This window comes from Streptomyces auratus, from assembly GCF_050433025.1.
In the GTDB taxonomy this organism is placed as follows: domain Bacteria; phylum Actinomycetota; class Actinomycetes; order Streptomycetales; family Streptomycetaceae; genus Streptomyces; species Streptomyces sioyaensis.
The window spans coordinates 28,178-51,622 of the sequence record NZ_JBNGCB010000003.1 but is presented as its reverse complement, the minus strand read 5'-3'; the positions used below and the strand labels follow the sequence as shown (position 1 = coordinate 51,622).

27 protein-coding genes are annotated in these 23,445 nt (G+C 71.7%); 19 read left to right on the top strand and 8 right to left on the bottom strand.

Annotated features, from left to right (window positions below; translation table 11 throughout):
• Positions 1-16: 16 nt before the first annotated feature.
• Together BKA18_RS19750 and BKA18_RS19745 are read right to left on the bottom strand one after the other, a co-directional pair.
• On the bottom strand, positions 17-247 hold the full coding sequence (locus BKA18_RS19750; RefSeq protein ID WP_366044041.1) for a DUF397 domain-containing protein: 231 nt from the start codon (positions 245-247) through the stop codon (positions 17-19).
• Complete coding sequence (locus tag BKA18_RS19745; RefSeq protein ID WP_366044040.1) at positions 240-1,034, bottom strand: helix-turn-helix domain-containing protein; 795 nt, start codon at positions 1,032-1,034, stop codon at positions 240-242. Before BKA18_RS19745 ends, BKA18_RS19750 begins: the two co-directional genes overlap by 8 nt.
• 155 nt (positions 1,035-1,189) lie before the next feature.
• Between BKA18_RS19745 and BKA18_RS19740 the strand changes: the two genes are divergently transcribed.
• Complete coding sequence (locus tag BKA18_RS19740) at positions 1,190-1,582, top strand: hypothetical protein (RefSeq protein WP_366044039.1); 393 nt, start codon at positions 1,190-1,192, stop codon at positions 1,580-1,582.
• Between the two features lie 163 nt (positions 1,583-1,745).
• Positions 1,746-2,825 carry a zinc-binding dehydrogenase gene (locus BKA18_RS19735; protein WP_366044038.1) on the top strand — a complete coding sequence of 360 codons (1,080 nt, stop codon included), beginning with the start codon at positions 1,746-1,748 and terminating at the stop codon, positions 2,823-2,825.
• A gap of 86 nt (positions 2,826-2,911) precedes the next feature.
• On the opposite strand, the gene BKA18_RS19730 is transcribed toward BKA18_RS19735, so the two are convergent.
• The gene (locus BKA18_RS19730) at positions 2,912-3,790 is read right to left on the bottom strand and encodes a helix-turn-helix transcriptional regulator (protein WP_366044037.1); all 879 of its coding nucleotides are present in this window, start codon (positions 3,788-3,790) and stop codon (positions 2,912-2,914) included.
• A gap of 151 nt (positions 3,791-3,941) precedes the next feature.
• Here BKA18_RS19730 and BKA18_RS19725 point away from each other — a divergent pair, with 151 nt between their 5' ends.
• Positions 3,942-5,495: an MFS transporter gene (locus BKA18_RS19725; protein WP_366044036.1), complete on the top strand. Its 1,554-nt coding sequence runs from the start codon at positions 3,942-3,944 to the stop codon at positions 5,493-5,495.
• Between the two features lie 410 nt (positions 5,496-5,905).
• The gene (locus tag BKA18_RS19720) at positions 5,906-7,135 is read left to right on the top strand and encodes a GDSL-type esterase/lipase family protein (protein WP_366044035.1); all 1,230 of its coding nucleotides are present in this window, start codon (positions 5,906-5,908) and stop codon (positions 7,133-7,135) included.
• A 25-nt stretch (positions 7,136-7,160) separates the two neighbouring features.
• Here BKA18_RS19720 and BKA18_RS19715 read toward each other — a convergent pair whose 3' ends face one another.
• Positions 7,161-7,505 carry a hypothetical protein gene (locus BKA18_RS19715; protein ID WP_366044033.1) on the bottom strand — a complete coding sequence of 115 codons (345 nt, stop codon included), beginning with the start codon at positions 7,503-7,505 and terminating at the stop codon, positions 7,161-7,163.
• A gap of 653 nt (positions 7,506-8,158) precedes the next feature.
• On the opposite strand from BKA18_RS19715, the gene BKA18_RS19710 reads away from it, so the two are divergent.
• Both BKA18_RS19710 and BKA18_RS19705 read left to right on the top strand, forming a co-directional pair.
• Positions 8,159-8,410: a hypothetical protein gene (locus BKA18_RS19710; RefSeq protein WP_006604238.1), complete on the top strand. Its 252-nt coding sequence runs from the start codon at positions 8,159-8,161 to the stop codon at positions 8,408-8,410.
• Positions 8,411-8,421: 11 nt separating this feature from the next.
• Positions 8,422-9,582: a flotillin family protein gene (locus tag BKA18_RS19705; RefSeq protein ID WP_040898792.1), complete on the top strand. Its 1,161-nt coding sequence runs from the start codon at positions 8,422-8,424 to the stop codon at positions 9,580-9,582.
• A 64-nt stretch (positions 9,583-9,646) separates the two neighbouring features.
• Here BKA18_RS19705 and BKA18_RS19700 read toward each other — a convergent pair whose 3' ends face one another.
• On the bottom strand, positions 9,647-10,120 hold the full coding sequence (locus tag BKA18_RS19700) for a MarR family winged helix-turn-helix transcriptional regulator (protein ID WP_366044032.1): 474 nt from the start codon (positions 10,118-10,120) through the stop codon (positions 9,647-9,649).
• 440 nt (positions 10,121-10,560) lie between these two features.
• Here BKA18_RS19700 and BKA18_RS19695 point away from each other — a divergent pair, with 440 nt between their 5' ends.
• Complete coding sequence (locus tag BKA18_RS19695) at positions 10,561-11,799, top strand: cytochrome P450 (RefSeq protein ID WP_366044031.1); 1,239 nt, start codon at positions 10,561-10,563, stop codon at positions 11,797-11,799.
• A 100-nt stretch (positions 11,800-11,899) separates the two neighbouring features.
• Entirely contained in the window at positions 11,900-12,106 is a 207-nt protein-coding gene (locus tag BKA18_RS19690) for a ferredoxin (RefSeq protein WP_040898795.1), read from the top strand.
• 217 nt (positions 12,107-12,323) lie between these two features.
• Here BKA18_RS19690 and BKA18_RS19685 read toward each other — a convergent pair whose 3' ends face one another.
• Positions 12,324-12,755: a nuclear transport factor 2 family protein gene (locus tag BKA18_RS19685; protein WP_366044029.1), complete on the bottom strand. Its 432-nt coding sequence runs from the start codon at positions 12,753-12,755 to the stop codon at positions 12,324-12,326.
• 135 nt (positions 12,756-12,890) lie between these two features.
• On the opposite strand from BKA18_RS19685, the gene BKA18_RS19680 reads away from it, so the two are divergent.
• From BKA18_RS19680 to BKA18_RS19670, 3 genes are all read left to right on the top strand, one after another.
• A complete protein-coding gene (locus BKA18_RS19680) occupies positions 12,891-13,460 on the top strand; it encodes a PadR family transcriptional regulator (RefSeq protein ID WP_366044028.1) in 570 nt (189 codons plus the stop codon).
• 181 nt (positions 13,461-13,641) lie between these two features.
• The gene (locus tag BKA18_RS19675; protein ID WP_366044027.1) at positions 13,642-13,989 is read left to right on the top strand and encodes a hypothetical protein; all 348 of its coding nucleotides are present in this window, start codon (positions 13,642-13,644) and stop codon (positions 13,987-13,989) included.
• A gap of 202 nt (positions 13,990-14,191) precedes the next feature.
• On the top strand, positions 14,192-15,247 hold the full coding sequence (locus tag BKA18_RS19670; protein ID WP_093484308.1) for an NAD(P)-dependent alcohol dehydrogenase: 1,056 nt from the start codon (positions 14,192-14,194) through the stop codon (positions 15,245-15,247).
• A 99-nt stretch (positions 15,248-15,346) separates the two neighbouring features.
• On the opposite strand, the gene BKA18_RS19665 is transcribed toward BKA18_RS19670, so the two are convergent.
• The gene (locus tag BKA18_RS19665) at positions 15,347-17,518 is read right to left on the bottom strand and encodes an MMPL family transporter (protein WP_366044026.1); all 2,172 of its coding nucleotides are present in this window, start codon (positions 17,516-17,518) and stop codon (positions 15,347-15,349) included.
• Positions 17,519-17,776: 258 nt separating this feature from the next.
• On the opposite strand from BKA18_RS19665, the gene BKA18_RS19660 reads away from it, so the two are divergent.
• The 8 genes from BKA18_RS19660 to BKA18_RS19625 all read left to right on the top strand — a co-directional run bounded on the left by BKA18_RS19660 (position 17,777) and on the right by BKA18_RS19625 (position 22,556).
• A complete protein-coding gene (locus tag BKA18_RS19660; RefSeq protein WP_366044025.1) occupies positions 17,777-18,163 on the top strand; it encodes an ArsR/SmtB family transcription factor in 387 nt (128 codons plus the stop codon).
• Complete coding sequence (locus tag BKA18_RS19655) at positions 18,160-18,396, top strand: hypothetical protein (RefSeq protein WP_006604249.1); 237 nt, start codon at positions 18,160-18,162, stop codon at positions 18,394-18,396. The genes BKA18_RS19660 and BKA18_RS19655 overlap by 4 nt, the downstream gene beginning before the upstream one ends.
• A gap of 133 nt (positions 18,397-18,529) precedes the next feature.
• On the top strand, positions 18,530-19,066 hold the full coding sequence (locus BKA18_RS19650; protein WP_366044024.1) for an LPXTG cell wall anchor domain-containing protein: 537 nt from the start codon (positions 18,530-18,532) through the stop codon (positions 19,064-19,066).
• 34 nt (positions 19,067-19,100) lie between these two features.
• On the top strand, positions 19,101-19,802 hold the full coding sequence (locus BKA18_RS19645; RefSeq protein WP_366044022.1) for an RNA polymerase sigma factor: 702 nt from the start codon (positions 19,101-19,103) through the stop codon (positions 19,800-19,802).
• Positions 19,799-20,515, top strand: a complete 717-nt coding sequence (locus tag BKA18_RS19640) for a hypothetical protein (RefSeq protein ID WP_366044021.1) — start codon at positions 19,799-19,801, stop codon at positions 20,513-20,515. Before BKA18_RS19645 ends, BKA18_RS19640 begins: the two co-directional genes overlap by 4 nt.
• A gap of 156 nt (positions 20,516-20,671) precedes the next feature.
• The gene (locus tag BKA18_RS19635) at positions 20,672-21,271 is read left to right on the top strand and encodes a DUF4232 domain-containing protein (protein ID WP_366044020.1); all 600 of its coding nucleotides are present in this window, start codon (positions 20,672-20,674) and stop codon (positions 21,269-21,271) included.
• A 181-nt stretch (positions 21,272-21,452) separates the two neighbouring features.
• Positions 21,453-21,749 (top strand): type II toxin-antitoxin system VapB family antitoxin, encoded by a 297-nt coding sequence (locus tag BKA18_RS19630; RefSeq protein ID WP_006604254.1) that lies wholly within the window; start codon positions 21,453-21,455, stop codon positions 21,747-21,749.
• A gap of 180 nt (positions 21,750-21,929) precedes the next feature.
• Positions 21,930-22,556 carry a LytR C-terminal domain-containing protein gene (locus BKA18_RS19625; protein WP_006604255.1) on the top strand — a complete coding sequence of 209 codons (627 nt, stop codon included), beginning with the start codon at positions 21,930-21,932 and terminating at the stop codon, positions 22,554-22,556.
• 78 nt (positions 22,557-22,634) lie between these two features.
• On the opposite strand, the gene upp is transcribed toward BKA18_RS19625, so the two are convergent.
• Positions 22,635-23,270 (bottom strand): uracil phosphoribosyltransferase, encoded by a 636-nt coding sequence (gene upp, locus BKA18_RS19620; RefSeq protein ID WP_129283537.1) that lies wholly within the window; start codon positions 23,268-23,270, stop codon positions 22,635-22,637.
• Positions 23,271-23,445 lie beyond the last annotated feature (175 nt).

Sequence of the window (23,445 nt, the reverse complement as noted above, 5' to 3'; positions counted from 1 at the left end):
GCGCCTCCTCGGACGGTCATCCGGCCGAGGCGGGGAACTCCCGGTTCTTGAGGGCGGTGACGAACGGTATCCAGCTGTCGGCCGGGAAGAGGATTGCCGGGCCGTACGGGACCTTCGAGTCACGGACGGGGACGCCGGAGGGGTGGCCGTCCAGGACCTCCAGGCAGCTGGCTCCTTCGTTGTCGCTGTACGACGACTTGCGCCAGCCACGCAGCGTGGCGGAGTTCGGAATTGCGTGCTCAGTCATGGTGTCCGTATTCCTTCGCTGTCGCCCTCATCAGGGCCAGGGACTCCTTCAGCGGCAGTGCGTCGCTCAGGGCCAGATCGTAGGCGCCCTGCAGCCGTTGGACCACGGCCGGGGAGTCATGAACCTTGCTGACAGACAGCCCCTCCGAATAAGCCGCCGGGGGCTGATCCTCGAACCACATCAGCGTCACCATCCCCGGCATGAGCGGATGCGCCCCCAGCCCAAGTGGCAATACATGCACCCGCACTCGCTCATCCTCAACCAAGCGGACGATGTGCATGATCTGTGCCGCCATGGCGTCCTTTCCGCCAACCGGACGGCGAAACACCGCCTCGTCCAGGAGGGCCCACACTACGGGCGTCACCGGGTCAGCGAGGATCTTCGATCGCTCAAGCCGCGTGACGACGAACCTGTCACATTCCTCCTCACTCCACGGAGGAAAGGCCGTACGCATAACCGCGCGCGCGTACGTTTCCGTCTGAAAGATGCCGGGGACGAGGGATGACGCAAACTCGCGGATCATCGTGGCCTGTTGCTCAAGTTGCAGCGCGGCCGCAAAGCGTTCGGCAACCGTCGTATCGTCCTGCGGCAGAAAGCTGCTCAACACGTTCCCCGTGTTCAGCGCCTGGTCCAGCCGCCGCGCGTCCTCCTTCGACGGGATGCGGCGGCCCGCCTCGATGTGGGCGATGTGTGAGCGGGTCATCACCGCTGCGTCCGCCAGCTGTTGTTGTGTCATCCCGGCCGCTTCCCGCTGTTCGCGGAGCCAGTCACCGTATGCCGTGCCCATTTCGTCAACTCCCCTGTGACGAATGCGTTGTCACGCTCTGTGCACTGGCGAGCCTATCGCCGTGACACAACGCTAGGCGGGTGTACGCAGAAAAGACTCCCGCGACCGCTGGTTCGGGACACGGGTGTCGCCACCGCCCTTTGGAGGATGACGAGTTGAGGAACCTGACCGGCCGCTACGACCCCGACAACCCCCAGCGTCCTGGGTCCGGGCTGCGGCTGTTGCCGTGGCTGTCGCTCGCGGGGAATCCGTGCTTTCTGCGGAGCGACGACGCGGGGGGCTATCTCGCCCGGAAGGCGGACCTGATGGAGGCGGAGCAGATGCGGGAGGGGGCAGCCGTCATCGTCGATGCCGAGGAGGTGCTGGACGATCCGGGGGCAGGACCGCTCACCCTCCGGGTCACGCTTCTGCGGGCCACGGTGGCGCTCGACGATGTCCTGCGCGTCGCCGACAGCCGGGGCGGGCGGCTGCCCGTACCCGAGGACCACCACGACCACCTGCCGGACGGCGGGCCGGCTCCGTACGGGGGCGAGGCGAGGCCACGATGACATGAGCAGTAGTGCGGGGCTGTCGGCCGAACGGGCGGAAGATGACGTAACGGCCGTCTCCCGGCCTCGCCTGCGGGAAGGGCGATGGCATGAGCCACGCTGACGCACTCGATCTCCTCGTCATCCCGCGCCGGACGGCAGGTGAGCAGACGTGAGGGCTTTCGTGCTCCGGAAGGTCGGCGAGGTCGGCGTCGTCGAGAAGCCGGTCCCCGAGCCCGGTCCGAATGACGTGGTCGTGCGCACCACCGCGGCCTTGGTGTGCACGACCGATGTGCACGTCATGCGGGGCGTCATTCCGGTTGCTCCGGATGTGACGCTGGGGCATGAGGCGGTCGGTGTCGTCCATGCGCTCGGCTCGGCGGTCGAGGGACTGGTCGAAGGCCAGCGCGTCGCGGCTGCCGGGATCACGCCCTGCTTCCAGTGCGATTCCTGCCAGCGCGGGTTCTCCTCGCAATGCCACGGGCTGATGCTGGGCGGCGCCAAATTCACCAATCAGCGCGACGGGACCCTGGCCCAGTATTTTCTCGTCAACAATGCCGAGGCCAACCTCGCACCGATTCCGGAAGGGCTCTCCGACCACCAGGCGCTGTATGCGACCGACATGCTCTCCACCGGATTCGTCGCCGCCGAACACGCGGAACTCGAACTCGGCGAGACCGTGGCGATCTTCGCGCAGGGCGCGGTGGGGCTGTCGGCGACGATCGGCTGCCGGCTGCTCGGCGCCGGCCTCATCGTCGCCGTCGAGTCGATTCCCGCCCGTCAGGAACTCGCCCGCCGCTTCGGCGCCGATCTGATCGTCGACCACACACAGTGCGACCCGGTCGAGCGGATCCTGGAGCTGACGGACGGCCAGGGGGTCGACGCGGCCATCGAGGCGCTCGGCAGCCCCGAGACCTGGGAGGCGGCCTTCCGGGTCACGAAGCCGGGAGGGCGCATTTCCAACGTCGGGTATCACGGGGAGGTGCGAGAGCCGCTGAAGATCCCCCTGGAGCCCTTCGGATACGGCATGGCCGACAAGCAGGTCTACGGCGGGTTCAACCGCGGAGGCCGCGGGTGGCTTCGGCGGATCTTCCGGTTGATGGAGACGGGGAAGGTCGATCCCACGCCGATGACCACGCACGAATTCAGCTTCGGTGAGATTGAACGGGCCTTTCAGATGATGGCGGCGAAGGAGGGGGGCATTATCAAGCCGTTGATTCACTTCGATGGGAGCGGCGGGGAGAGCGGGGACGACGGGGCGTAGGGGTTGCCGGTGGTGGGAGAGCCGGTCCGGGTGGGTCAGGTCCAGTCGGTCCGTGCCTTGCCAAGCAGCGGCGTCGATTGCCGCGATCATGGCGTCGCGGCGGCGCCCGTGGCGGTGACGTCCACCCCGCCCCTCGCGCCCGCCGCGCACAGCTGGAGCGCGGGCAGCTTGGCCGCCGTCCCGGCATCCGCCGGCATACAGGCGAACAGCTTGATGCCGGGCGCGTCCAGCGCCGCCAGCTTCACATAGTCGAAGGTCAGCGCCCCGACCTGAGGATGCGCAAAGCGCCGGCGGCTGCTGCCGAAGTCGGCGATGTCATGCGCCGCCCACCAGGTCCGGAATTCCTCGCTCGCCTCCCGCAGCCCGTTCGTGAGCTGCTCGAAGCGCGGATCGCCCGAGCGCTGCCGGTCGTCCGCCCGGAACTGGGCGACCAGGTCCTGGGCCTGTGCGTGCCAGTCGGCAAGCAGCGAGCGCATCGCCGGATCCGTGAACACCAGCCACAGCAGATTGCGTTCGGCCGGCTCCAGCTGTCCGGGATCGCCGATCAGTCCGGCCTCGGCACGGTTCCAGCCGACCAGATCCCAGTTGGCGTCGAGGAGATAGGCGGGGTGTGGTTCGAGCGCCTCCACCAGCTTCTGCAGGGCGGGGCCGGGGCCGCCCTCCGCCGGGCGCTCCGGTAGCGGCAGTCCGGCCAGCGCGAACAGATACCGGCGCTCGACCGAGCTGAGCATCAGGGCCCGCGCCAGGCTCATTAGGACCTGCCGGCTGACGGTGATGTCGCGCGCCTGCTCCAGCCAGGTGTACCAGGTCACGCTGACACCGGAGAGCTGGGCGACCTCTTCGCGCCGCAGCCCCGGGGTGCGCCGCCGGGGCCCCGCGAGGATGCCCGCCTCCCGGGGCGTGAGCCGCTCCCGGCGCGAGCGCAGGAACTCCCCGAGGCTGCGGCGTCGTTGCTGGTCGTCCATCGGTACTCCCGTTCGCCGCGGCTCGCGGGGGGCGTCGGCCGCGTCGGGGCCGCCGCGCGGACGTGTGGGCGCAGCACGTAGAGGGGGGTGGTGGGGAAACCAGCATAATCGGTCTCTGTTCGCCTGGGCGGCGTCGTCCGACGCTGGCCGCATGAAGCAGACACCACTCCCGGCCGCCGACGGACCGCGCATCGCGTCGCCAGCGCCGGCCGGCGGCTCGTCCGATACGGCCGGGGGATCGGCAAATACGGGCGGAGGCCCGTCCTACACGGCCGACAGACCGCACGCCGTCGGCCCGAGGCCGGCAGCCCCCTGGCGCGCCCTGGCCATCGTGCTGGTCGGGGCCTTCATGGCGGTGCTCGACACCTTCATCGTGCTAGTCGCCGCGCCCGCCATCCAGGCCGACCTGCACGCCTCCGCGGCCGATATCCAGCTCATCCTGGCGGGCTATCAACTCACCTACGCCCTCGCCCTGATCACCGGCGCCCGGCTCGGCGACCGCTTCGGCCGCAAGCGGCTGTTCCTGCTGGGCATGGCGCTGTTCACGCTGTCCTCCGTGGGCTGTGCCCTCGCGCCCGGCGCCGGCAGCCTGATCGCGGCGCGACTGGTCCAGGGCCTCAGCGCGGCGGCGATGTTCCCGCAGGTCTTCGCGGTGATCCAGGTGCTGATCCCGGCGGCGAAGCGCCCGACGGCGTTCGGGGCGCTCGGCGCCGTCATCGGAATGGCCACGATGGCCGGGCAGTTGGTGGGCGGTGTATTGATCGCCGCCGATCTCTTCGGTTCCACTTGGCGGCCGGTGTTCTGGGTCAATGTGCCCATCGGTGTGGTGACGCTGCTGCTCGCCTGGCTCTTCGTGCCCGAGTCGCGGGCACCACAGGCCCGTCGGCTCGATCTGCCCGGTGCCGTGGTGCTGACCGTGGCGCTGTTTCTGCTCGTGGTGCCGCTGGTCGAGGGCCGCTCGTCCGGCTGGCCGCCGTGGACCTGGCTCAGCCTGGCCGCATGCGTGCCCGCGTTCGCCGCCTTCGGGCTGGTGGAACGGCGGGTGGACACGGCGGGCGGCGCCCCGCTCGTGCGGCTGGGGCTGCTACGGGAGCGTTCGTTCGCGGTCGGGATGGGCCTGGTCCTGCTCACCTACGCGGGCATCAACTCCTTCTTCCTGATCCTGTCGCTGACGTTGCAGGACGGGCTGGGGAGGGACGCGCTCGGGGCCGGCCTGGTCTACACACCGCTCGCCGTGGCCTTCTTCGCCGCCAGCCTCCTCGCCGGACGGCTGGCCCGCTACGGGCGGCGGGTGCTGCAACTCGGCGCACTGACCGGCCTCGTGGGTTTCCTCGGCACCGTCGCGCTCGCCGTCCACTCCGGAGCCGGACTGACCGCCTGGGAGCTGACGCCGGCCCTGGTCCTGGTGGGCGTGGGCAACGGCCTGCTGGTCACCCCGCTGCTGAACGCGGTGCTCGGCACCGTCGGCCCCGCGGAGGTGGGCATGGCTTCCGGGGTGCTCTCCACCGGCCAGCAGATCGGCGGCGCGGTGGGCGTGGCCGTCGTCGGGATCCTCTACTACGGCGCGCTCGGCGGCGCCGGGCACCACGACACCGCCGCGTACGGGCACGCCCTGGCGGCCGCAGTGGGCCTCAACGTCGTCCTGTCCGCCGCGGTCTCGGCCCTGCTGCCGTTGCTCTCGGGGGGTGGCGTGCGTAGGGCCTAGGCCGGCCGGGCGCGCGCCGCGTTGTCGGCTTTCCCGACGTGGTTGCTTCTCGCCGTTGCGCTTTGCGGCGCGCCGCACGTTTTCGGCTTTCCCGACGTGGTTGCTTCTCGCCGTTGCGCCTGCGGCGCGCCGCACGTTGTCGGCTTTCCCGACGTGGTTGCTTCTCGCCGTTGCGCCTGCGGCGGGCTGGGTGGGTGTCGGGTGCGGTGACGGGCCGGAGGGGCCTGGTGTGTGGACTGCTTCGCTTTACGTCCACACACCAGGCCCCTCCGGCCCGTCCCCTCCCGTTGGGGGATGAGGGAAGGCCGGTGGGGGTGGACGTAGCCGGTCGTCGTGCCGTCGCGCGGCTGGCAAGCCGGCAGGTCGGAAAAAGATGTGTGGATCAGGCACCCGGTTGACAGGCTGAGGTCATGACTTGCGAGCATGCCCCCGCCGCCGAACCCGGCTCCTCCGTCACGCCCCGGGCGGCGGACTGGCTCAGCACCCCCCTCACCGCGGACCTGCTGCGCGGCGCGCTCGATCTGGAGCGCACCGAGCACGGCCTGCTGCCGCACCGGCTGCCCGCCCGGGCCCGCGCGCAGTGCGCCGACGGGCAGCTGGCCATGGCGGAGGCCCAGCCCTCCGGCGTACGGCTGGTGTTCCGTACCCGGGCCACCGCCGTTGAGCTGGACACGCTCCGCACCAAGGTGGCCTACCAGGGCGCCCCGCCCCGACCGGACGGGCTGTACGACCTGGTCGTCGACGGGCGCCTGGCCGGGCAGGCCAGTGTGACCGGCGGCAACGTCCTGATGGTGGACCTGACGACCGGGTCCGCGGAGACCCGGCCCGGCCCGGTCGGCACCGTACGGTTCACCGGGCTGCCCGACCGGGTGAAGGACGTCGAGATCTGGCTGCCGTACAACGAGGCCACCGAGCTGGTCGCGCTGCGTACCGACGCCCCCGTCGAGGCCGTGCCGCACGGAGGCCGCAAGGTGTGGCTGCACCACGGGAGTTCGATCAGCCACGGCTCCAACGCGGCGAGCCCAACCACGACCTGGCCGGCGCTCGCGGCTTCCCTCGGCGGCGTGGAACTGATCAACCTCGGTCTGGGCGGCAGTGCCCTGCTCGATCCGTTCACCGCCCGCGCCCTGCGGGACACTCCCGCGGACCTGATCAGCGTCAAGATCGGCATCAACCTGGTCAATGCCGATCTGATGCGGCTGCGCGCCTTCACCCCGGCCGTGCACGGCTTCCTCGACACCATCCGCGAGGGGCACCCCGGCACGCCGCTGCTGGTCGTCTCGCCCCTCCACTGCCCCCTCCACGAGGACACCCCCGGCCCGTGCATCCCGGACTTCAGCCGGCTCAGCGCGGGGACGCTGCAGTTCACGGCCATGGGCGACCCCGCGGAGCGGGCCGCCGGGAAGCTGACGCTGGGTGTCATCCGTACGGAGCTCGCCCGCCTCGTGGAGCAGCGGGCGGCCGACGACCCCCATCTGCACTACCTCGACGGCCGCGCCCTCTACGGCGAGGCGGACTTCGCCGAGCTGCCGCTGCCCGATCAGCTCCACCCGGACGCCGCCACCCACCGCCGCCTCGGCGAACGCTTCGCCGAGGCGGCCTTCGGCACCGGCGGCCCGTTCGCCGCCCGGGGGGCCTGAGACGCCTGCGGCGCCTACGCGGTGGTCAGCGTGCCAGCCCGGCCTGGGTGAGCGCGCTGCCCACCAGGTCCGCGCAATGGTTCAGCTTGTTCCGGATCCGTACGGTGGCGGCCGGGGCTCCGGTGGCAGCGGCAAGCCCGAGGCCGTTGGACACGGCTTCCATGACGAGCCGCTGGTCCTGAACGGCCAGGCTCATGCGGAGTTTGCCGGTGAAGAGCTTGCTGCGGACCTCTTCGCATTCGTGCGCCTCTGCGCTGCTGTCGGTCTGCGGCACCCACTGGTAGCCGTGCCGCTCCAGCGCCGCGCGGGCGACGCCCAGCGCCTCCTGCGGCTCGGCTCCGGGCGTCAGTGATATCTCTCGATTGCGCACAAACCCTCCGTCTACTGGTCAGCTCCGCCTGCGAATTCGCTCATTCAGCGATTCGCACATTCGCTGATTCACTCGTATCGTGCGATGCCGCATTTCGTGCCGGGGCGTACATCCGACAGGTGTTCTGGCACGTCCGGCACGGCGGAGGTCCGGCGTCCGGGCTCCGATCCCGGCTGGGGACCGAGGGACGGAAGCTTGCTGTACGCCTTCCAGCTCCTTTTGAAGCCTACGGCGCGACCCTTAGGTGATTCCCTAAAGCGGGCCAGTGAATAATCCCGGCGAGTGCTGGTTGCCTGGATTGTGCATTTCAGGCTCCGGGCAGCGGTGGTCGCTCACGCTCGGGGTACGGCCGCCGCATTGTCGCCACGATCGCTGCGTAGTCGCCACGACCGCACCGCAGTTGACACTCCCCTAGCCACCCAGGCACTTCGCCGCCCTCACCCCGCGGTCCACCGAAAGCCACCACCCGACCCCCCATCCCGCTCACCCGGACACACCGAACCCACTCCCCGCCAGGCATTCGCCCCTCTCATAGCGGGATATTGACGCCCGCGAGCCGGGATCCCAACGCGCCGTGATCCCGCCATAGGCCATCGCCCGCCGGAGCGCTATGGTCGTTTTTCCAGGAACGTAACGGGGGAGGGCAGCCGCCGATGGCACAGGACGATGCCGTGATCGGCTGTACGGGAGTGCTGCTGATCGGCACTCGTGGAGCTGCCGGTCCCGGTGAGGTCCTGGTGCGGATCAGGGGCGGCACGGAGGCCTTTCTCGCCTGGTCCGCCGAGCCCCTTCCGGTAGGGGCGACCGTGCTCGTGATCGAGTCCCGTGGCAATCGCCAGGTCGACGTCATGGAGTGGGCGGATCCGTTGGACGCGTTGCCCGGCGATGCCGGCGACGCCGGTTGAGGAGACGAAGGATGTTCGGTTACCGCGTTCCTGCCCCCGATCAAGCAATGCTGATCTCGGGAGGCAGGCGTGGACAGGGGGGCGCGCCGTTCCGAGTGGTCACCGGGCACGGCAAATTCGTGCTGCCGGTCTTCCGCAAGGTCCGCTTTCTGACGCTGGCGATGTGCGAGGCGGAGGTCTCGGAGACCTGTGTGACCAAGCAGGGCATCGCGCTGACGGTGCGCGCCGTGATCGCGTTCAAGGTCGGCAACGACACCGAGAGCGTGGTCAACGCCGGCCAGCGGTTCCTGTCCGACCAGGACCAGATGTCGGTCCTGACCGGCCGGATCTTCGCCGGTCATCTGCGGTCCATCATCGGCTCGATGACGGTCGAGGAGATCGTCACCGAGCGGCAGAAGCTGGCCACCGAAGTCCTGGAGACCTCGAAGACGGAGATGGCGAAGATCGGCCTGATCGTCGACTCGCTGCAGATCCAGTCGATCGACGACGGCGACACCGGCTACATCGAGGCGATGTCCGCCCCGCACAAGGCGGCCATCCAGCGGCAGGCGCAGATCGCCCAGGCCCAGGCCACCCAGGCCTCGGCCGAGGCGGAGCAGGAGGCCGCCCGTAATCAGGCGGAGTACTCCCGGCAGACCGCCGTGGTCCAGGCCGAGTACTCCGCGGAGGTGGACCGCGCCAAGGCCCGGGCCGCCCAGGCCGGTCCGCTGGCGCAGGCACACGCCCAGCAGGAAGTCCTCGCCGCCCAGACCGAGCTCGCCGAGCGCGCGGCCCAACTGCGCCAGCAGGAGCTGGTGGCCGAGGTCGTCAAGCCCGCCGAGGCGGAGGCCGAGCGCATCCGGCTGCTGGCGATGGCCGAGGCCGAGCGGATGAAGATCCAGGCCGAGGCCGCCGCCTCGCACGACCGCGTGGCCCTGGACCGGATGCTCATCGACCAGCTCCCGCAGATCGTCAAGGAAGCCTCCGCGGGCCTGGCCAACGCCAACGTCAATGTCCTCAACGGCACCGACGGCCTCGGCGAGATCGCCGCGGGCCTGGTGGGCCAAGGCCTGACGATCCTGGACTCGGTCCGCCGCAACCTCGGCGCCCCCGAGTCGCCGGACCGGACCACCGACCGCAACGGCACCACCGGAGCGGGCAACGGCACCAACGGCCGCGTCGAGATCGAGTGACACCGGGCAGCGAGTGACACCGGACGGGGTGGGGCCCGGCCCCACCCCGTTCACGCCCGCCCGCTCACGCCCGCCCGTGCTTCTCCCGGGCGTAGGCCACCAGGTGGTTGAGCACGGCGACGGTGGTGGCGATGTCCGCATCGTCGAAGCCGGCGAGCGCCTCGTGCAGACCGGCCTGGCTGGTCTTCTGCAGACGGTTGAGGATGGCCTTGCCGTGCGGGGTGATCACCACTTTCCGGGCCCGGCGGTCGAGCGAGTCCGGGGTCCGGGCCACCAGGTCCTGGGATTCCAACTGGCTGATCTGGCGCGTGACATGAGGGGGTTCGACCATCAGCAGCGCGGCCAGGTCGCCGACCCTGCTGACGCCTCCGCTGTCCTCCAGGGCCATCAGCAGCCAGAGATCGGAACGTGCCGCCGTGACCCCCGCCTGGGCGGCCTGGCGTTCGTGCGCCCGGGAGCGGGTGAGCAGATAGGCCAGCGTGGCCAGCACTCTTTGCAGTGCGGCGGTGGGGTCCTGGTCGCTTCCGGGGTCCGGCATGCAGGCACTTTAGCCGTCCGCGAGGTGCCGGAAACCCTGCTGCGCCGACCCTGTCCGGTCCGGGCCCGCGCTTGATTTGAGCCAACCTCATGAGGCTCGCGATCTCCCCTTCCCTCCCCCGCCCGGGGTGAGTTAGCGTGCACTTAGTTGCTTACCTTAGGTAACTAGTTATCGGCCCGGCACGGTACGTTCCGGTCCCTGCGTCCGGTCCCTGTGTCCGGTCTCCATGTCCCGGTCTCGCGTCCCGACTACCGCCACGGCTACGGCCCCTGGCCATGTCCCCCGGTCATGACCCCGGCGGACAGGACCCCACTGGCCCGGCCGCCGGCCCGACCGCCGATCCGGCCGGTACCCGGTTCGTACGTGAACCGTCGAGGAGTGGCGCCACCCGCACCCTTCGCCACGGCAGTGCCGTGGCCGTTCGTGGAAGGACCAGCCGCATGACGACCGCAGAACGCATCGAGGCGGACCCCGGCACCGGGCCGGGCGCGAGCCTCCCCCCGCTCGACCTCCCGGCCGCACGGGCCGCCCGCTGCCCCTTCGATCCGGCACCCGGCGTCGAACGGGCCCGCCGGGAGGAGCCGGTCACCCGCGCGACCCTGTGGGACGGGTCCTCCTGCTGGCTGGTGACCCGGCATCAGGACGTCCGGGAGGTGCTCGGCGACCCGCGGTTCAGCGCGGATGTGACCCGCCCCGGGTTCCCCTTCCTCTCCGCCGGCGGGCGCGAGATCATCGGCACGAATCCCACCTTTCTCCGCATGGACGACCCCCAGCATGCGCGGCTGCGCCGGATGCTCACCGCCGACTTCATGGTGAAGAGGATGGAGGCGATGCGCCCGGAGGTGCAGCACCTCGCCGATGAGCTGCTCGACCGGATGACCGAGGGGCGCACATCGGCGGACCTGGTCGCGGAATTCGCGCTGCCGCTGCCGTCGTTGGTGATCTGCCTGCTGCTCGGTGTCCCGTACGAGGAGCATGAGTTCTTCCAGGAGCGCACCGGGATTCTGCTCAGCCTCCGGTCGACGCGCGAGGAGGTACGGACCGCACAGGACGAGCTGCTGAGGTACCTGGTCCGGCTCGCCGAGTCCAAGCGGCACCGGCCGGACGACGCCATCATCAGCCGGCTGGTCGCCCGCGGCGAACTCAGCTCCGTCGAAATCGCCACCATGGGACGGCTGTTGCTCATCGCCGGCCATGAGACCACCGCCAACATGACCTCGCTGTCCACACTCGCCCTGCTGCGCAACCCCGACCAGCTGGCCCGGCTGCGCCGCGACCCCTCGCTGATCAAGGGCGCCGTGGAGGAGCTGCTGCGCTATCTGACCATCGTGCACAACGGCCTGCCCCGGGTCGCCACCGAGGACGTCCGCATCGGCGGCGTCACCATCCGGGCCGGCGAGGGCGTGGTGTGCACCCTCAACTCCGCCAACCGCGACGAGGACGCCTTCCCCGGGGCCGACGGGCTCGATGTCGGCCGCGATGCCCGCCGCCATGTGGCGTTCGGCTTCGGCGTCCATCAGTGCCTGGGCCAGCCCCTCGCCCGCGTGGAGCTGCAGATCGCTCTGGAGACCCTGCTGCGCCGGCTGCCGGGCCTCCGGCTCGACATCCCCTTCGAGGACGTCCCGTTCCGGCACGACATGGGGATCTACGGGGTGCATGCGCTGCCCGTAGCGTGGTGACCCCGGCGCCCGGTCAGCGGGAACTCGCCCTTCCCGTACGCCCGTTATCGCTCATACGCCCCGGCCACAGGAAGCCGGGCGGCCCGATCTGGAGAGAACCATGCGTGTGCACATCGACCAGGACAAGTGCTGCGGCGCCGGAAGCTGTGTGCTGTCCGCGCCCGACGTCTTCGACCAGCGCGAGGAGGACGGCATCGTCGTCCTGCTGAACGCCGAACCGCCCGCGGAGCTGCAGGAAGCGGTCCAGGAGGCGGCGGCGATCTGCCCGGCCGCGGCGATCTCGGTGGAGCAGCCGGAGCGGGTCTGACGCTCCCGCCGGGCGCGCGGACCCGGACGCGGGCGAGCCGCCCGGCACACGATCACGGCAGGGGTGCACCGGTGTCCACGCCGAGTGGGCGCGGGCGCACCCCGGTCCGGCCGGCCGCGGGCGGGCCCCGGCCGGGCGGTGGCCGGCCCGCACCCCGCACCCCGATCCGCCGCCCACGCACCGGCCCGCGGTACCACCCGCGCCTTACGACCGCGCCCTACGGCTGCGGCACCAGCCCGTCCTCGACCAGCCCGTCCAGCACCGCCTCCCCCAGCGCCTGCACCGCGGACTGCGGCCGCACCATCACCGTGAACTCCTTGATCCGGCCCGCCTCGTCGAACTGCAGCAGATCGATGCCATGGATCTGCTTGCCGCGCACGGTGGCCCGGAAGATCAGGACCGCCGAGTCGACGGAGCCGCCGTCCGCCCCAGCCGCCGTCTGTGCGCTGCCCGTCAGCTCGCCGACGTAACGGAAGTCCTCGAAGGTCCGCAGCAGCACGCCGAACAGCCCGAGCACCATCGGCCGCCCCTCGAAGGGGGTGAACTTCACCGGGCTGTAGAGGCGGACGTCCTCGGTGAACAGCTCGTCCAGCACGCCCAGTTCACGTGCCTCCACCGCCGCCTTGAAGCGGTCCGCGGTCGTCCCCATGACTCTTCCTCCTCGCCTCGGCCGGGCAGCGAACCGTCCGGGCCCGGATCCGGGCCCGGCGCCTCGGCCCCGCGCTCCCATAGTCGCGACTATGATTAGTCATATTCTTGAGTATGGGAAGGGGTGGCCGGGGCCATGGCTCTCAAGCACGCGGTGCTGGCGGCGCTGCTGGACGGCGAGTACAGCGGCTATCAGCTGGCCAAGGCGTTCGACGTCGGCGTCGCCAACTTCTGGCACGCACTGCCGCAGCAGCTCTACGCGGAGCTGACCAGGCTGGAGGGGGAGGGGCTGGTCGCCGGACGTCAGGTGGTCCAGGAAACCCGGCCCAACAAGCGGCTGTTCCACGTCACCGACGAGGGCCTGGCCGAGCTGGAGCGGTTTGCGGCGGCCGCGTCCAGGCCGTCCTTCATCCGCGACGATCTGCTGGTCAAGGTGCAGGCCGTCGACCGGATCGACGCCGCGCCGGTGATCGCGCAGCTGACGGAGCGGGCCCGGATGGCCGCCGCCAAGGTCGAGATCTTCGAGCAGCTGCTGGTCCGGCTGCGCGGCGGCCTGGACGAGGCGGAGTTCCTGGCCCACGGCGCCCGGATCGGCCCGTATCTGACCTGCCTGCGCGGCCTGGGCTTCGAACGGGAGACCCGCGACTGGTGCGAGCGGATCACCGGCGTCCTGCGGAATCGCAGCAGCGCACCTCACCGCCCCTAGGGGGTGCCTCTACGCACAGGCTGATCCACGGAGATCGGAGAGGCACCCCCTAGGTCAGGCCGATCCGAACAACAACCGCGCGCCCGTCTCGCCGGAACTCCTTCGTGTGACAACGGACATCACGGGTCGTAGGGCTGGGCACCACACATTCCGCATGGAAACGGAATGAAAGGACCCTCGCATGCGTCTTCGTCACACCGCTGCCTCCGCCGTCAGCGCGCTCGCCCTGGCCCTGGCCCTGCCGGCCTCCCCCGCCGGCGCGTCCACGGGCCCCTTCACCTACGTGTACAACGACGAGGGCGGCACCCCGCACGTGAGCCTGCTGTCCGATCCGCCGGGCCGGGCGTGCCTGAACCTCCCCGAAGTGAACGAACCTACCGCCCAGCCCGCGCACTCCCCGAAGAACTACACCTCGTCCGTCGCCACCGTCTTCACCGGCCCGGACTGCACCGGGGACTACTACACGCTGCGGGCCAACGGCGGCCGCGCCTCGGAGCTGCTGAAGCTCCGCTCGGTGGTCTTCTCCTGAGCCGACGCCGGCAGCCGGAGCGCTTCGGCCGGCGCCCGCGGCCCCGGTTCGGCGTGGTGGATGACCGCCCGCCGGCCGGGGCCGCCCGCCGGCCGCTGGGCGACCGCCGGGCCGCTGGGGGGTTCTGGCAGTAATAGGCACGCCATGCATAGGTTGAAGGGGGCACTGGTTACGGCCATCGGGCCGACGCAAGCTCAATGGCATGACCCACACCTCTGTCTCCGCGTACGCCGCACCCGCCCCGAAGGCACCACTGGAGCGGATCACGATTCCGCGCCGCGAGCTGGGTGCCCACGACATCCTGATCGACATCAAGTACGCCGGAATCTGCCACTCCGACATCCACACCGTGCGCGCCGAGTGGGGCGACGGCGGGAACTTCCCGATCGTCCCCGGCCATGAGATCGCCGGTGTGGTCGCCGAGGTCGGCTCCGGGGTCACCCACTACAAGAAGGGCGACCGGGTCGGCGTCGGCTGCTTCGTCGACTCCTGCCGCGAGTGCGAGAACTGCCGCGCCGGGCTGCAGCAGTACTGCACCGGCGAGCTCGGCAACGTCGGCACGTACAACGCGACCGGCCGGGACGGCGAGCCCACCTACGGCGGCTACTCCACCCACCTGGTGGTCGACGAGAACTACGCACTGCGCATACCCGAGAGCATTCCGCTGGACGCCGCGGCCCCGCTGCTGTGCGCCGGCATCACCCTCTACTCCCCGCTCGCCCACTGGCAGGCCGGCCCCGGCAAGAAGGTCGCGGTCGTCGGTCTGGGCGGTCTCGGCCACATGGGCGTGAAGATCGCGCATGCGATGGGCGCGGAGGTGACCGTGCTGAGCCAGTCGCTGCGCAAGAAGGACGACGGGCTGCGGCTGGGCGCCGACCACTACTACGCGACGTCCGACCCGGCCACCTTCGAGCAGCTGGCGGGCACCTTCGACCTGATCGTCAACACCGTCTCGGCCAACCTGGACCTGAACGCCTACCTCGGGCTGCTGCGCACCGACGGCACCCTGGTCCAGGTCGGCGCCCCCGAAAGCCCGCTGCCGGTCGCGCCGTTCGCACTGATCCCGCAGCGCAAGTCGCTCGCCGGCTCGATGATCGGCGGCATCCCCGAGACCCAGGAGATGCTCGACTTCTGCGGCGAGCACGGGCTGACCGCCGATATCGAGGTGATCGGCGCGGACCGGATCAACGAGGCGTACGAGCGGGTGCTGGCGAGCGACGTCCGCTACCGCTTCGTGATCGACGCGTCCACGATCTGAGCCCCGCTCCCCCCCACGTACGACCCCGCCCGGGGCGGCCTGCGCGCCGCCCCGGGCGGGGTTTTCTCCGGCGACGCCTCCCGGGGGGGCGCCCGCAGCTCACCCGGCCGAAGGTGCCTGCTGCGCCCGCCGCATCGTCCGGGACGGCCACCAGCTCGCCCGCCCCAGCAGGATCAGCGCCGACGGCAGGATCACCACGCGGATGACGAAGGCGTCCAGCAGCACGGCCACCGCGAGGCTGAAGCCGATCTGCTTCATCTCGGCGAGATGCAGGAACATGAAGGCGGCGAAGACCGTCACCATGACCACGGCCGCGCTGGTGACGACCTTGGCGGAGGCGCCGACCCCGTCCAGCACCGCCTCCCGGGGCGGCCTGCCCAGCAGTGCCGCCTCCCGTATCCGGCTGACGACGAAGACCTGGTAGTCCATCGACAGCCCGAAGAGGATCACGAACAGGAACAGCGGTACGCGGGAGCCGATGGCGCTGGTCGCGGACGTATCGAAGCCGAACACCGTGCTGGCCAGGCCGTGTTGGAAGAAGACCACGACCAGGCCGAAGGCGGCCGCCGCGGAGAGCAGGTTCAGCGCGACGCCGAGCAGCCCGATGACCACGGAGCGGAAGACCAGGGTCGTCATGAGGAAGGTCAGCAGCAGCAGCGCCCCGACCACCAGGGGCAGCTTCTCGTCCTGGTGGGCAAGGTAGTCGGTGTCGTGCGCCACGTCCCCGCTGACCGCGAACTCCGCCCCGGGCACCGTGCCGACGGTGCCCGGCAGATAGTCGTGACGGAGGCGGGCGAGCGAGTCGGCGGCCTCCGGCGAGCTGACCTTGTACGGCGTCGACAGCTCCAGGGTCGTGGTGCGGCGGTCCCGGGAGGTGTGCAGGGGCGGTGTGCCGTCCTTGGCGTAGAGCCGGTCGGACTGCGTGCTCCTGGTCAACTCCCGTAGCGCCGACGCCACGTCGGCGGCGCGCTCGGCGTCCGCACGGACCACGATCTGGTGCTGGACGCGCAGCACGGGAAAGGCCGTGGTGAGCCGGTCGTAGGTCTGCAGGGCGGGAATCTCGCGGGAGTGGCTGTCCTTGTTGAGGACGCGCAGCTGCATCCCCAGCGCGGGTGCCGCGAGACCCAGCATGAGCAGGACGGACAGACACAGGGTGACGGCCGGGTGCGCGCCGGCCGGGCGCAGCAGGGTGTGCCAGAGACGGCCGGCGCCGGCCGTGCGGTCCTGCCGCGCGGGCCGGTCCCTGCCCCGTTCCGCGCGGCGGGCCGCCCGGCGTCCGGCGCGCCGGGCGATCGTGACCAGCAGGGCGGGCAGTGCGGTCAACGAGCTGAGGACCGCGGCCAGTACGACGATGACGGTGCTGGTCGCGAGCGAGGAGAAGACCACATCGGTGGCCAGGTAGAGGGTGGCCGTGGAGACGACGACCGCGAGGCCGGAGACGACGATCGCCCGGCCGGCGGTGGCGGCGGCCAACTCCACCAGCGCCTCGGGGCCGAGCCGGCCGCCCGCGCGAGCCCGTTCCTCCCGTTCGCGCTTGAGGTAGAAGAGCGTGTAGTCGACGCCGACCGCCATGCCGATCAGCAGGATGACGTTGTTGCCCACCCCCGCGTCCGGCTGGAGGTGGGAGATCACCATCGACAGGCCCATGGCGGCCGCGATCGAGGTCAGCGCGAGCAGCAGCGGCACCAGCGCCATCAGCGCGGACCCGAAGACCACCAGCAGCGTCAGCAGCGTGACGGGCAGCGCGATCGCTTCGGAGAGCGCCAGGTCCTGGCCGCGCTGGGCGTTGACGCCGACGGTCACCGACGGGCTGCCGGTCTCGGCCACCCGCAGCTGCGGATGGCTGCGCTGCACGGCCGCGGTCCGGGCGGCGAGCGGGGCGACATGGTCCTTGGCGTCCGCCTCCGCCCCCTTCATGGTCACCGAAACCCGCAGGGATCCACCGTCGGCCGAACGGACCGGGGCGGCCACCCGCGCCACCTCGGGCAGCATTTGCATCCCGGCGGTGACCTCGGCCGCGGCCGCCTGTGCCGCGGCCGGGTCCAGCGGGCCGGACCGGGCGGAGATCAGCACGTGTTCCACCGGCTCATGGCCCAGATGCGCCTCGGCCGCCAGGGTTTCGGCGCGGCCCGCCTCACCGACGCGGTAGTCCTCGGCGGTGGCGTTGTGGGTGCCCATCGCGAGGCCCACCCCCAGGCACAGCACCACGCACCCGAGCCAGCCGGCCAGCGCGCGCCACGGGTGCCGCGCGCTCCAGGCCGCCACCCGCACGGTTAACGGCCGTCTTCTCTCCCGCGGCGGATGCTCCACCGGCCGCCCCCGTCGCACCGTCACGTCCACGTGCCCCACTCCCTCGGCATTGCGTCGCGTCCCCCAACCGGTACGCATGTCAGTGGAGAATTACAGGTGTCTCCATGAACCGTCAACCGTAAGATTGTGGGCAGCGGAGGGCGGCGGGCGTGTTTGACAGCCCGTCACGCCATGCGAAAACCTCCGCCGACAGCGTCCGGAACAGCGAGAAGGTGGGCCATGAACAGCGAGGAGCTGCTGGCCCTGCTGTCCGCCGTGGGCCATGCGCAGCGCCTGCGGGTGATCGGCGAGCTGGCCGACGGACGGCTCTACGTCAGCGAACTGGCCCGCCGGCTGGGGATGTCCCGACCGCTGCTCTACATGCACCTGGACCGCCTGGAGAAGGCCGGTCTGGTGGCCGGCCGACTGGAGCTGTCCGAGGACGGCAAGGCGCTGAAGTACTTCGAACTCACGCCGTTCGAGCTGAAGCTGAACGTGGCCACCGTCCTCGCCGCCCTCCAGGAGGACCGGGCCGCGGCGCCGCCGGAGGCTGCCGAGGACGGGGGCGGCGCAGCCGAGCCGCCGGCCGCGAAGAGACCGAAAAACAGCAGGGGGACGCGCACATGAACGGCAGCACCATCATCCCGATCGCCATCCTGGTGATCATCTTTGCCTCGGTCACCACGATCGTGGCCTCGTACTTCAAGCTGCAGCGGCATCGTGCGGACGCCGCGGCGCTGGCCGAGTACCGCAAGCTCGCGGAACGGGTCACCGAGCAGCAGGGGGAGATGAGCGCGCAACTGGCGGAGCTGGGCGAGCGGGTCAAGGCCGTGGAGAAGCTGCTGCAGAGCGTGGGCTGACACAGCGGCGGGCGGGCCCGGCGGCCGCGCGGAAGTTTTTCCGCACCTCCGGCAACCCCCGCCCCGGCCGCACGTCGTGACGGGTGAGGGCGCCACCGGGCGCCACCCGCCGACGAACGTGGAGCAGCCGACCGTGAAGTCCACCCGTATCTCCCGCACCGCCGCCGTTTCCCGGCCGTACGCCGTCCGCCCCCTGCCACGCGGTGCGGCCGGCGCCGGACTGCTCGCGGCGCTCGCGCTGGCCACGCTGTCGGCGGTGGGCACCGCGCACGCCGACGACCGCGCACCGAAGCCGCAGCACACCGGCCAGGCCTCCTCGACGCCCGCCCCGCGGCCGACCGAGAGCAGTACGACGCCCGGGCCGTCCACCAGCGACGCCCCCACCGCCCCGCCCAGCGGCACTCCCACCGCGCTGCCCAGCGGCACTCCCACCGCGCCGCCCAGCAGCTCCCCCACCGCCCCGCCGAGCGCCTCCCCCCGCCCGAGCGTCACCACGACCCGCCCCGGCACACCCGCCGCCTCCGCCCCCGCCAAGGGACGCGGCAGCGACCGGGAACTCGCGCACACCGGGGCCTCGTCCACGGCCGCCATGGCGCTCGGCGGCAGTGCCGCCGCCCTGATCGCCGCGGGCGGCGGCACCGTCTATGCGGTCCGTCGCCGGCGCGGCTGAACCCCACGCCCGACCGCTGCGTCCCGAGGAAGCGATGGAGTACTCCGCCGGTCCGCACGCCCCGGTACGGTTCGCCGTGCCGGGGCTCCGGCCTGCCCTGTGGCGGTGGCTGCTACGCACCGCCCGCCCCGCGGCCGCCCACCGCGAGACCCCGCGCCCCGGCCGCCCGGCGGGGTATCCGGCGGACGGCCAACTGCCCGGCGGCAGCGCCCGGATGCCGGACGGCGGGGCCGGCGCGCCGCCCGACCCGCCGCCGACGATCAGCGAGCTGTACCACGCCCACCGGCTGAACATGGTCCGGCTGGCCGTGCTGCTCGTGGACGACCGGGCCACCGCGGAGGACGTCGTCCAGGACGCGTTCGCCGCGCTCTACAAGCGGCACGGCGAACAGCTCGGCGAGGTCGACAACGCCCTCGCCTATCTGCGCACCGCGGTCGTCAACGCCGCCCGCTCGGTGCTGCGTCGGCGCCGCACCGCGCGCGGCTACACCCCGCCCTACGAGGCGGACGCACCGTCCGCCGAGGAGCGCATCGTGCTGGACGAGGAGCACCGGGAGGTGTTCGCCGCGCTGAGCGGGCTGACCGCACGCCGCCGGGAGGTGCTCGTCCTGCGCTACTGGGGCGATCTGACCGAGGCGCAGATCGCGACGACGCTGGGCATCAGCCGCGGCTCGGTGAAGTCCCTCGCCAGCCGCGCCCTGGACTCGCTGGAGAAGATCTTGGAGGCGCGGTCATGAACGGTCCCGGCACGGGTACCGGCCGCCCCGGCGGCCCGCCCGGCGCGGGCGGCGGCGCGGGCGGCGGCGCGGGCGGCGACGGCGGCATGCTTCCCGGCGGTACGGGCCCCGGCCCCGGCGGTACGGGCGGCGGCGCAGACCCCGGTCCCGACGGCCCCGACGGCACCGGCCCGCACCGCCCCGTGGAGGAACGGCTGCGCCGGGCCCTCGCGGCCCGCGCCGAGAGCATCGGCGTCCGGGACCTGCAACCGGCCGCACCCCCCGGCCCGCACCTGCGCCGCGGCTGGCGCTCCGGTCTGCGGCGGCCCTGGCTGCGCCGGTTCGGGCTGCCGCTGGCCGCGGCCGCCGCGGCCGCCGCCGTCGCGGTGGGCTACTTGATGACCGCCCCCGGCGGCCCGCCGGACCGGCCGCTGCCCGCAAGGCCGCCGAGCCCCGTCGGCCCCGCCCCGTCCCCCACGTCCAGCGACTCCGCTCCCGGGCCCTCCCCGAGCGAGCCGTCGGCGGTACCGCCCCACGGCACCGCCCCCTCCACTGCGCCACCCCCGGGCACCGCACGCCCACCCCGTACGAGCACCCCCTCGGCCCCGCCGACCGAGCAGCCGGGCGGGGGCCGCACCGGCACCACCGCGCCGCCCCCGTCGGCCACCCCCAGCCCGTCGAGAAGCAGTACCTCGGCACCACCGACATCCTCCTCAACTCAGGCCGTACATTGAGAGATTGATGCCCCGTCCATCGATCCGGCCCCCGCCCCGTTGCCGGCCGCGACAGTCCGCGGCCCGCCGGGGCCGGCCCGCGTTAGCCACGCGTTAGCGAATCGCCAGCACCCGCGCCGAAGGTCGTGTTCACGCCACCGTCCCGGGGAGCCCCCTATGCCCTTCACCGCCACCCTCAGCCGGGTCGTCGTCGCAGGTCTCCTCGTCGCCGCCGCGCCGGCCCTGGCCACGGCCTGCCGCGGCTACGACGGCCGGGCCGACGGCCCCGTCCCCGCCGTCTCACCACCCCCTTCGGGAGACGGCCGGAATCCTCGCCCCGCGCCCGGCAGTCAGACCGCCTGCGCCCCGGACATGCTCAGATTCCACGCCGGCCCGCTGCCGCGACGGGACGACCGGATGCTGCTGACCGTCACCAACATCTCCAACCGAACCTGCGACTTCGCCACCATGCGCTACCCCCTGCTGCGGTTCGGCGACGGCCGGCAGGCCCCGCTCCGGGCGATCGGTGCCAGCCGGCCGCTCACCCCGGTCTTCCTGAAGCCCGACGCCACCGCCTACGCCACGGTCGTCACCGGTGCCGGCGGACGGGGCGGCACCGGCCACCGCCACCACCGCATCTCCCAGTTCGGCGTCGCGCTTGCCGCCCGCGCCGCCCCCATCCAGGTCGGCCTGGACGGCGCCCCCGTCCGCGTCGACCCGCACACCGCCACGGTCACGTACTGGCAACCGAGCCTGGCGGCCGCCCGCAAGTGGTGACCTACGGGCCGGCGCGGACCTGGTAGCCGCCGCACCGCGTGACGCCGTAGGCCGTTCGGGTCACTTCCGGCCATATCCTCCGGACCACCCCTGCCCAAAGATCCAAATTTGCCACCAATGATCCTTTTACGCTGCCGCGGCTTGGCTGCGCCCGGTGCCGCTCGCCCGGTAGGCTTTCCGTGTGATCTTCAAGCGCATCGGAAATGGGCGGCCGTACCCGGACCACGGCCGGGAGAGCACCCGCCAGTGGGCGGACGTCGCCCCGCGCCCGGTACGCCTCGACCAGTTGGTGACGACCAAGCAGCAGCTCGATCTCGAAACGCTGCTCGCCGAGGACTCGACGTTCTACGGCGACCTCTTCGCGCACGTCGTGAAGTGGGAGGGCGACCTCTATCTGGAGGACGGGCTGCACCGCGCGGTACGCGCCGCCCTGCAGCAGCGCCAGGTGCTGCACGCCCGCGTGCTCGAACTCGACTGACGCGCCGCGGCCACCTCGCCCAACAGGCCAAAACCCCCTCTTACCGCCCGACAGCGCCCAACTCCCCCTGTCCGTATTGACCCTTTTGGGTTGGGTCTCGCGCCACGCGTTGATCATCTAGTAGGCACGGACCGCCGCCCGCACTACGCTGCGCCCATGAGCATGCTGACGCCCCCGGGCATGGGCGGGAAGTACCGCATCACGGGCGACAGGTATCCGCGGATGCGCCGCCCCCGCCACCGTCGCCGGATCGCCCTCACCATCGTCGCCTCGGCCTGCGCCCTCGGCCTGGCCACCTGGGGCACCCTGCAGCTCATCGACGTGTTCGGCGGCCGGTCCAACACCGCCCATGCCGCCCAGGGCGAGCGGCACTGCCCCGACAGCGCCAAGTCGGAAGGGGCTCAGGCCAGGAACGCAGCCCGCCGGCTGCCTGCCCCCGGCACCCTCACCGTCAATGTCTTCAACGCCACCCCGCGCTCCGGGCTCGCCAAGCGCACCGCCGACGAGCTCGAAAAGCGCGGCTTCAAGATCGGCAAGGTGGGCAACGCCCCCGCCGCCTACGACAAGAAGGTCAAGGGCGCCGGGATACTGCTCGGCCCCGCGGCGGCGTCCGACGGCCCGATGAAGGTGCTGTCCACCCAGCTCGCCGGCGCACAGCGGAAGACCGACGCCCGCAAGGGCGCCGACCTCGACCTGATCATCGGCGACACCTTCAAGGCGCTGACCGCCCAGAAGGACGCCGCCAAGTCCCTGGCCCTGCTGAGCCGTCCGTCCCCGGCGGCCACCAAGGACGACGCCAAGTGCTGACCGTACGCGGACGGGCCCTGCACCACGCGTGGTGCAGGGCCCGGACAGTGATCGGGTGAGAAGGGGGGCGCGGTCCGCTCAGCCGGCCGTGCCGTACATGCGGTCGCCCGCGTCGCCGAGGCCCGGCACGATGTAGCGGGCCTCGTTGAGCCGCTCGTCGACCGCCGCGGTGACCACCGTCACCGGCGTGCCGGCCAACTCCTTCTCCATGACCTCCACGCCCTCCGGTGCGGCCAGCAGACAGATCGCGGTGACATCGTCCGCACCGCGCTCGATCAGCTCACGTATCGCCGCGACCAGCGTGCCGCCCGTGGCGAGCATCGGGTCGACGACGTACACCTGACGGCCCGAGAGGTCGTCGGGCATCCGCGTGGCGTAGGTCTGCGCCTCGTACGTCTCCTCGTTGCGGACCATGCCCATGAAGCCGACCTCGGCGGTGGGCAGCAGCCGGACCATGCCGTCCAGCATGCCCAGACCGGCCCGCAGGATCGGTACGACCAGGGGGCGCGGGTGCGACAGCCGCACACCGGTGGTCGCCGTCACCGGGGTCTCGATGTCGACCCGCTCGGTGCGCACATCACGGGTGGCCTCGTAGGCGAGCAGGGTGACCAGCTCGTCGGCGAGCCGCCGGAACGTGGGGGAGTCGGTGCGCTTGTCGCGCAGTGTGGTGAGTTTGTGCGCCACCAGCGGGTGGTCGACGACGTGGATCCGCATGCCCTCGACAGTAACCGAGCCGGAGGGCCCCGGCGCCCGGCCTGCAGTGCCCGGCCGACCGGCGCAACCGGCGCACGCGGCGGGCATCAAACCACCGAAAGGAGGGAAAGGGGGCACGTACGCCCGATTGGCTGTTCTGCCGGAGGGCGAGGATTCCGCCCGAGGTGGTGTGCGT

Excerpts from the sequence above, each read along its gene's own strand:
- BKA18_RS19750 (WP_366044041.1), bottom strand. The coding sequence starts at position 247 with ATGACTGAGCACGCAATTCCGAACTCCGCCACGCTGCGTGGCTGGCGC.
- BKA18_RS19730 (WP_366044037.1), bottom strand. The coding sequence starts at position 3,790 with ATGGACGACCAGCAACGACGCCGCAGCCTCGGGGAGTTCCTGCGCTCG.
- BKA18_RS19635 (WP_366044020.1), top strand. The coding sequence starts at position 20,672 with ATGCCCTTCACCGCCACCCTCAGCCGGGTCGTCGTCGCAGGTCTCCTC.
- BKA18_RS19685 (WP_366044029.1), bottom strand. The coding sequence starts at position 12,755 with ATGGGGACGACCGCGGACCGCTTCAAGGCGGCGGTGGAGGCACGTGAA.
- BKA18_RS19670 (WP_093484308.1), top strand. The coding sequence starts at position 14,192 with ATGACCCACACCTCTGTCTCCGCGTACGCCGCACCCGCCCCGAAGGCA.
- BKA18_RS19695 (WP_366044031.1), top strand. The coding sequence starts at position 10,561 with ATGACGACCGCAGAACGCATCGAGGCGGACCCCGGCACCGGGCCGGGC.
- BKA18_RS19710 (WP_006604238.1), top strand. The coding sequence starts at position 8,159 with ATGGCACAGGACGATGCCGTGATCGGCTGTACGGGAGTGCTGCTGATC.
- BKA18_RS19675 (WP_366044027.1), top strand. The coding sequence starts at position 13,642 with ATGCGTCTTCGTCACACCGCTGCCTCCGCCGTCAGCGCGCTCGCCCTG.
- BKA18_RS19655 (WP_006604249.1), top strand. The coding sequence starts at position 18,160 with ATGAACGGCAGCACCATCATCCCGATCGCCATCCTGGTGATCATCTTT.
- BKA18_RS19680 (WP_366044028.1), top strand. The coding sequence starts at position 12,891 with ATGGCTCTCAAGCACGCGGTGCTGGCGGCGCTGCTGGACGGCGAGTAC.
- BKA18_RS19720 (WP_366044035.1), top strand. The coding sequence starts at position 5,906 with ATGACTTGCGAGCATGCCCCCGCCGCCGAACCCGGCTCCTCCGTCACG.
- BKA18_RS19660 (WP_366044025.1), top strand. The coding sequence starts at position 17,777 with ATGAACAGCGAGGAGCTGCTGGCCCTGCTGTCCGCCGTGGGCCATGCG.
- BKA18_RS19700 (WP_366044032.1), bottom strand. The coding sequence starts at position 10,120 with ATGCCGGACCCCGGAAGCGACCAGGACCCCACCGCCGCACTGCAAAGA.
- BKA18_RS19725 (WP_366044036.1), top strand. The coding sequence starts at position 3,942 with ATGAAGCAGACACCACTCCCGGCCGCCGACGGACCGCGCATCGCGTCG.
- BKA18_RS19690 (WP_040898795.1), top strand. The coding sequence starts at position 11,900 with ATGCGTGTGCACATCGACCAGGACAAGTGCTGCGGCGCCGGAAGCTGT.
- BKA18_RS19625 (WP_006604255.1), top strand. The coding sequence starts at position 21,930 with ATGGGCGGGAAGTACCGCATCACGGGCGACAGGTATCCGCGGATGCGC.
- BKA18_RS19705 (WP_040898792.1), top strand. The coding sequence starts at position 8,422 with ATGTTCGGTTACCGCGTTCCTGCCCCCGATCAAGCAATGCTGATCTCG.
- BKA18_RS19645 (WP_366044022.1), top strand. The coding sequence starts at position 19,101 with ATGGAGTACTCCGCCGGTCCGCACGCCCCGGTACGGTTCGCCGTGCCG.
- upp (WP_129283537.1), bottom strand. The coding sequence starts at position 23,270 with ATGCGGATCCACGTCGTCGACCACCCGCTGGTGGCGCACAAACTCACC.
- BKA18_RS19640 (WP_366044021.1), top strand. The coding sequence starts at position 19,799 with ATGAACGGTCCCGGCACGGGTACCGGCCGCCCCGGCGGCCCGCCCGGC.
- BKA18_RS19745 (WP_366044040.1), bottom strand. The coding sequence starts at position 1,034 with ATGGGCACGGCATACGGTGACTGGCTCCGCGAACAGCGGGAAGCGGCC.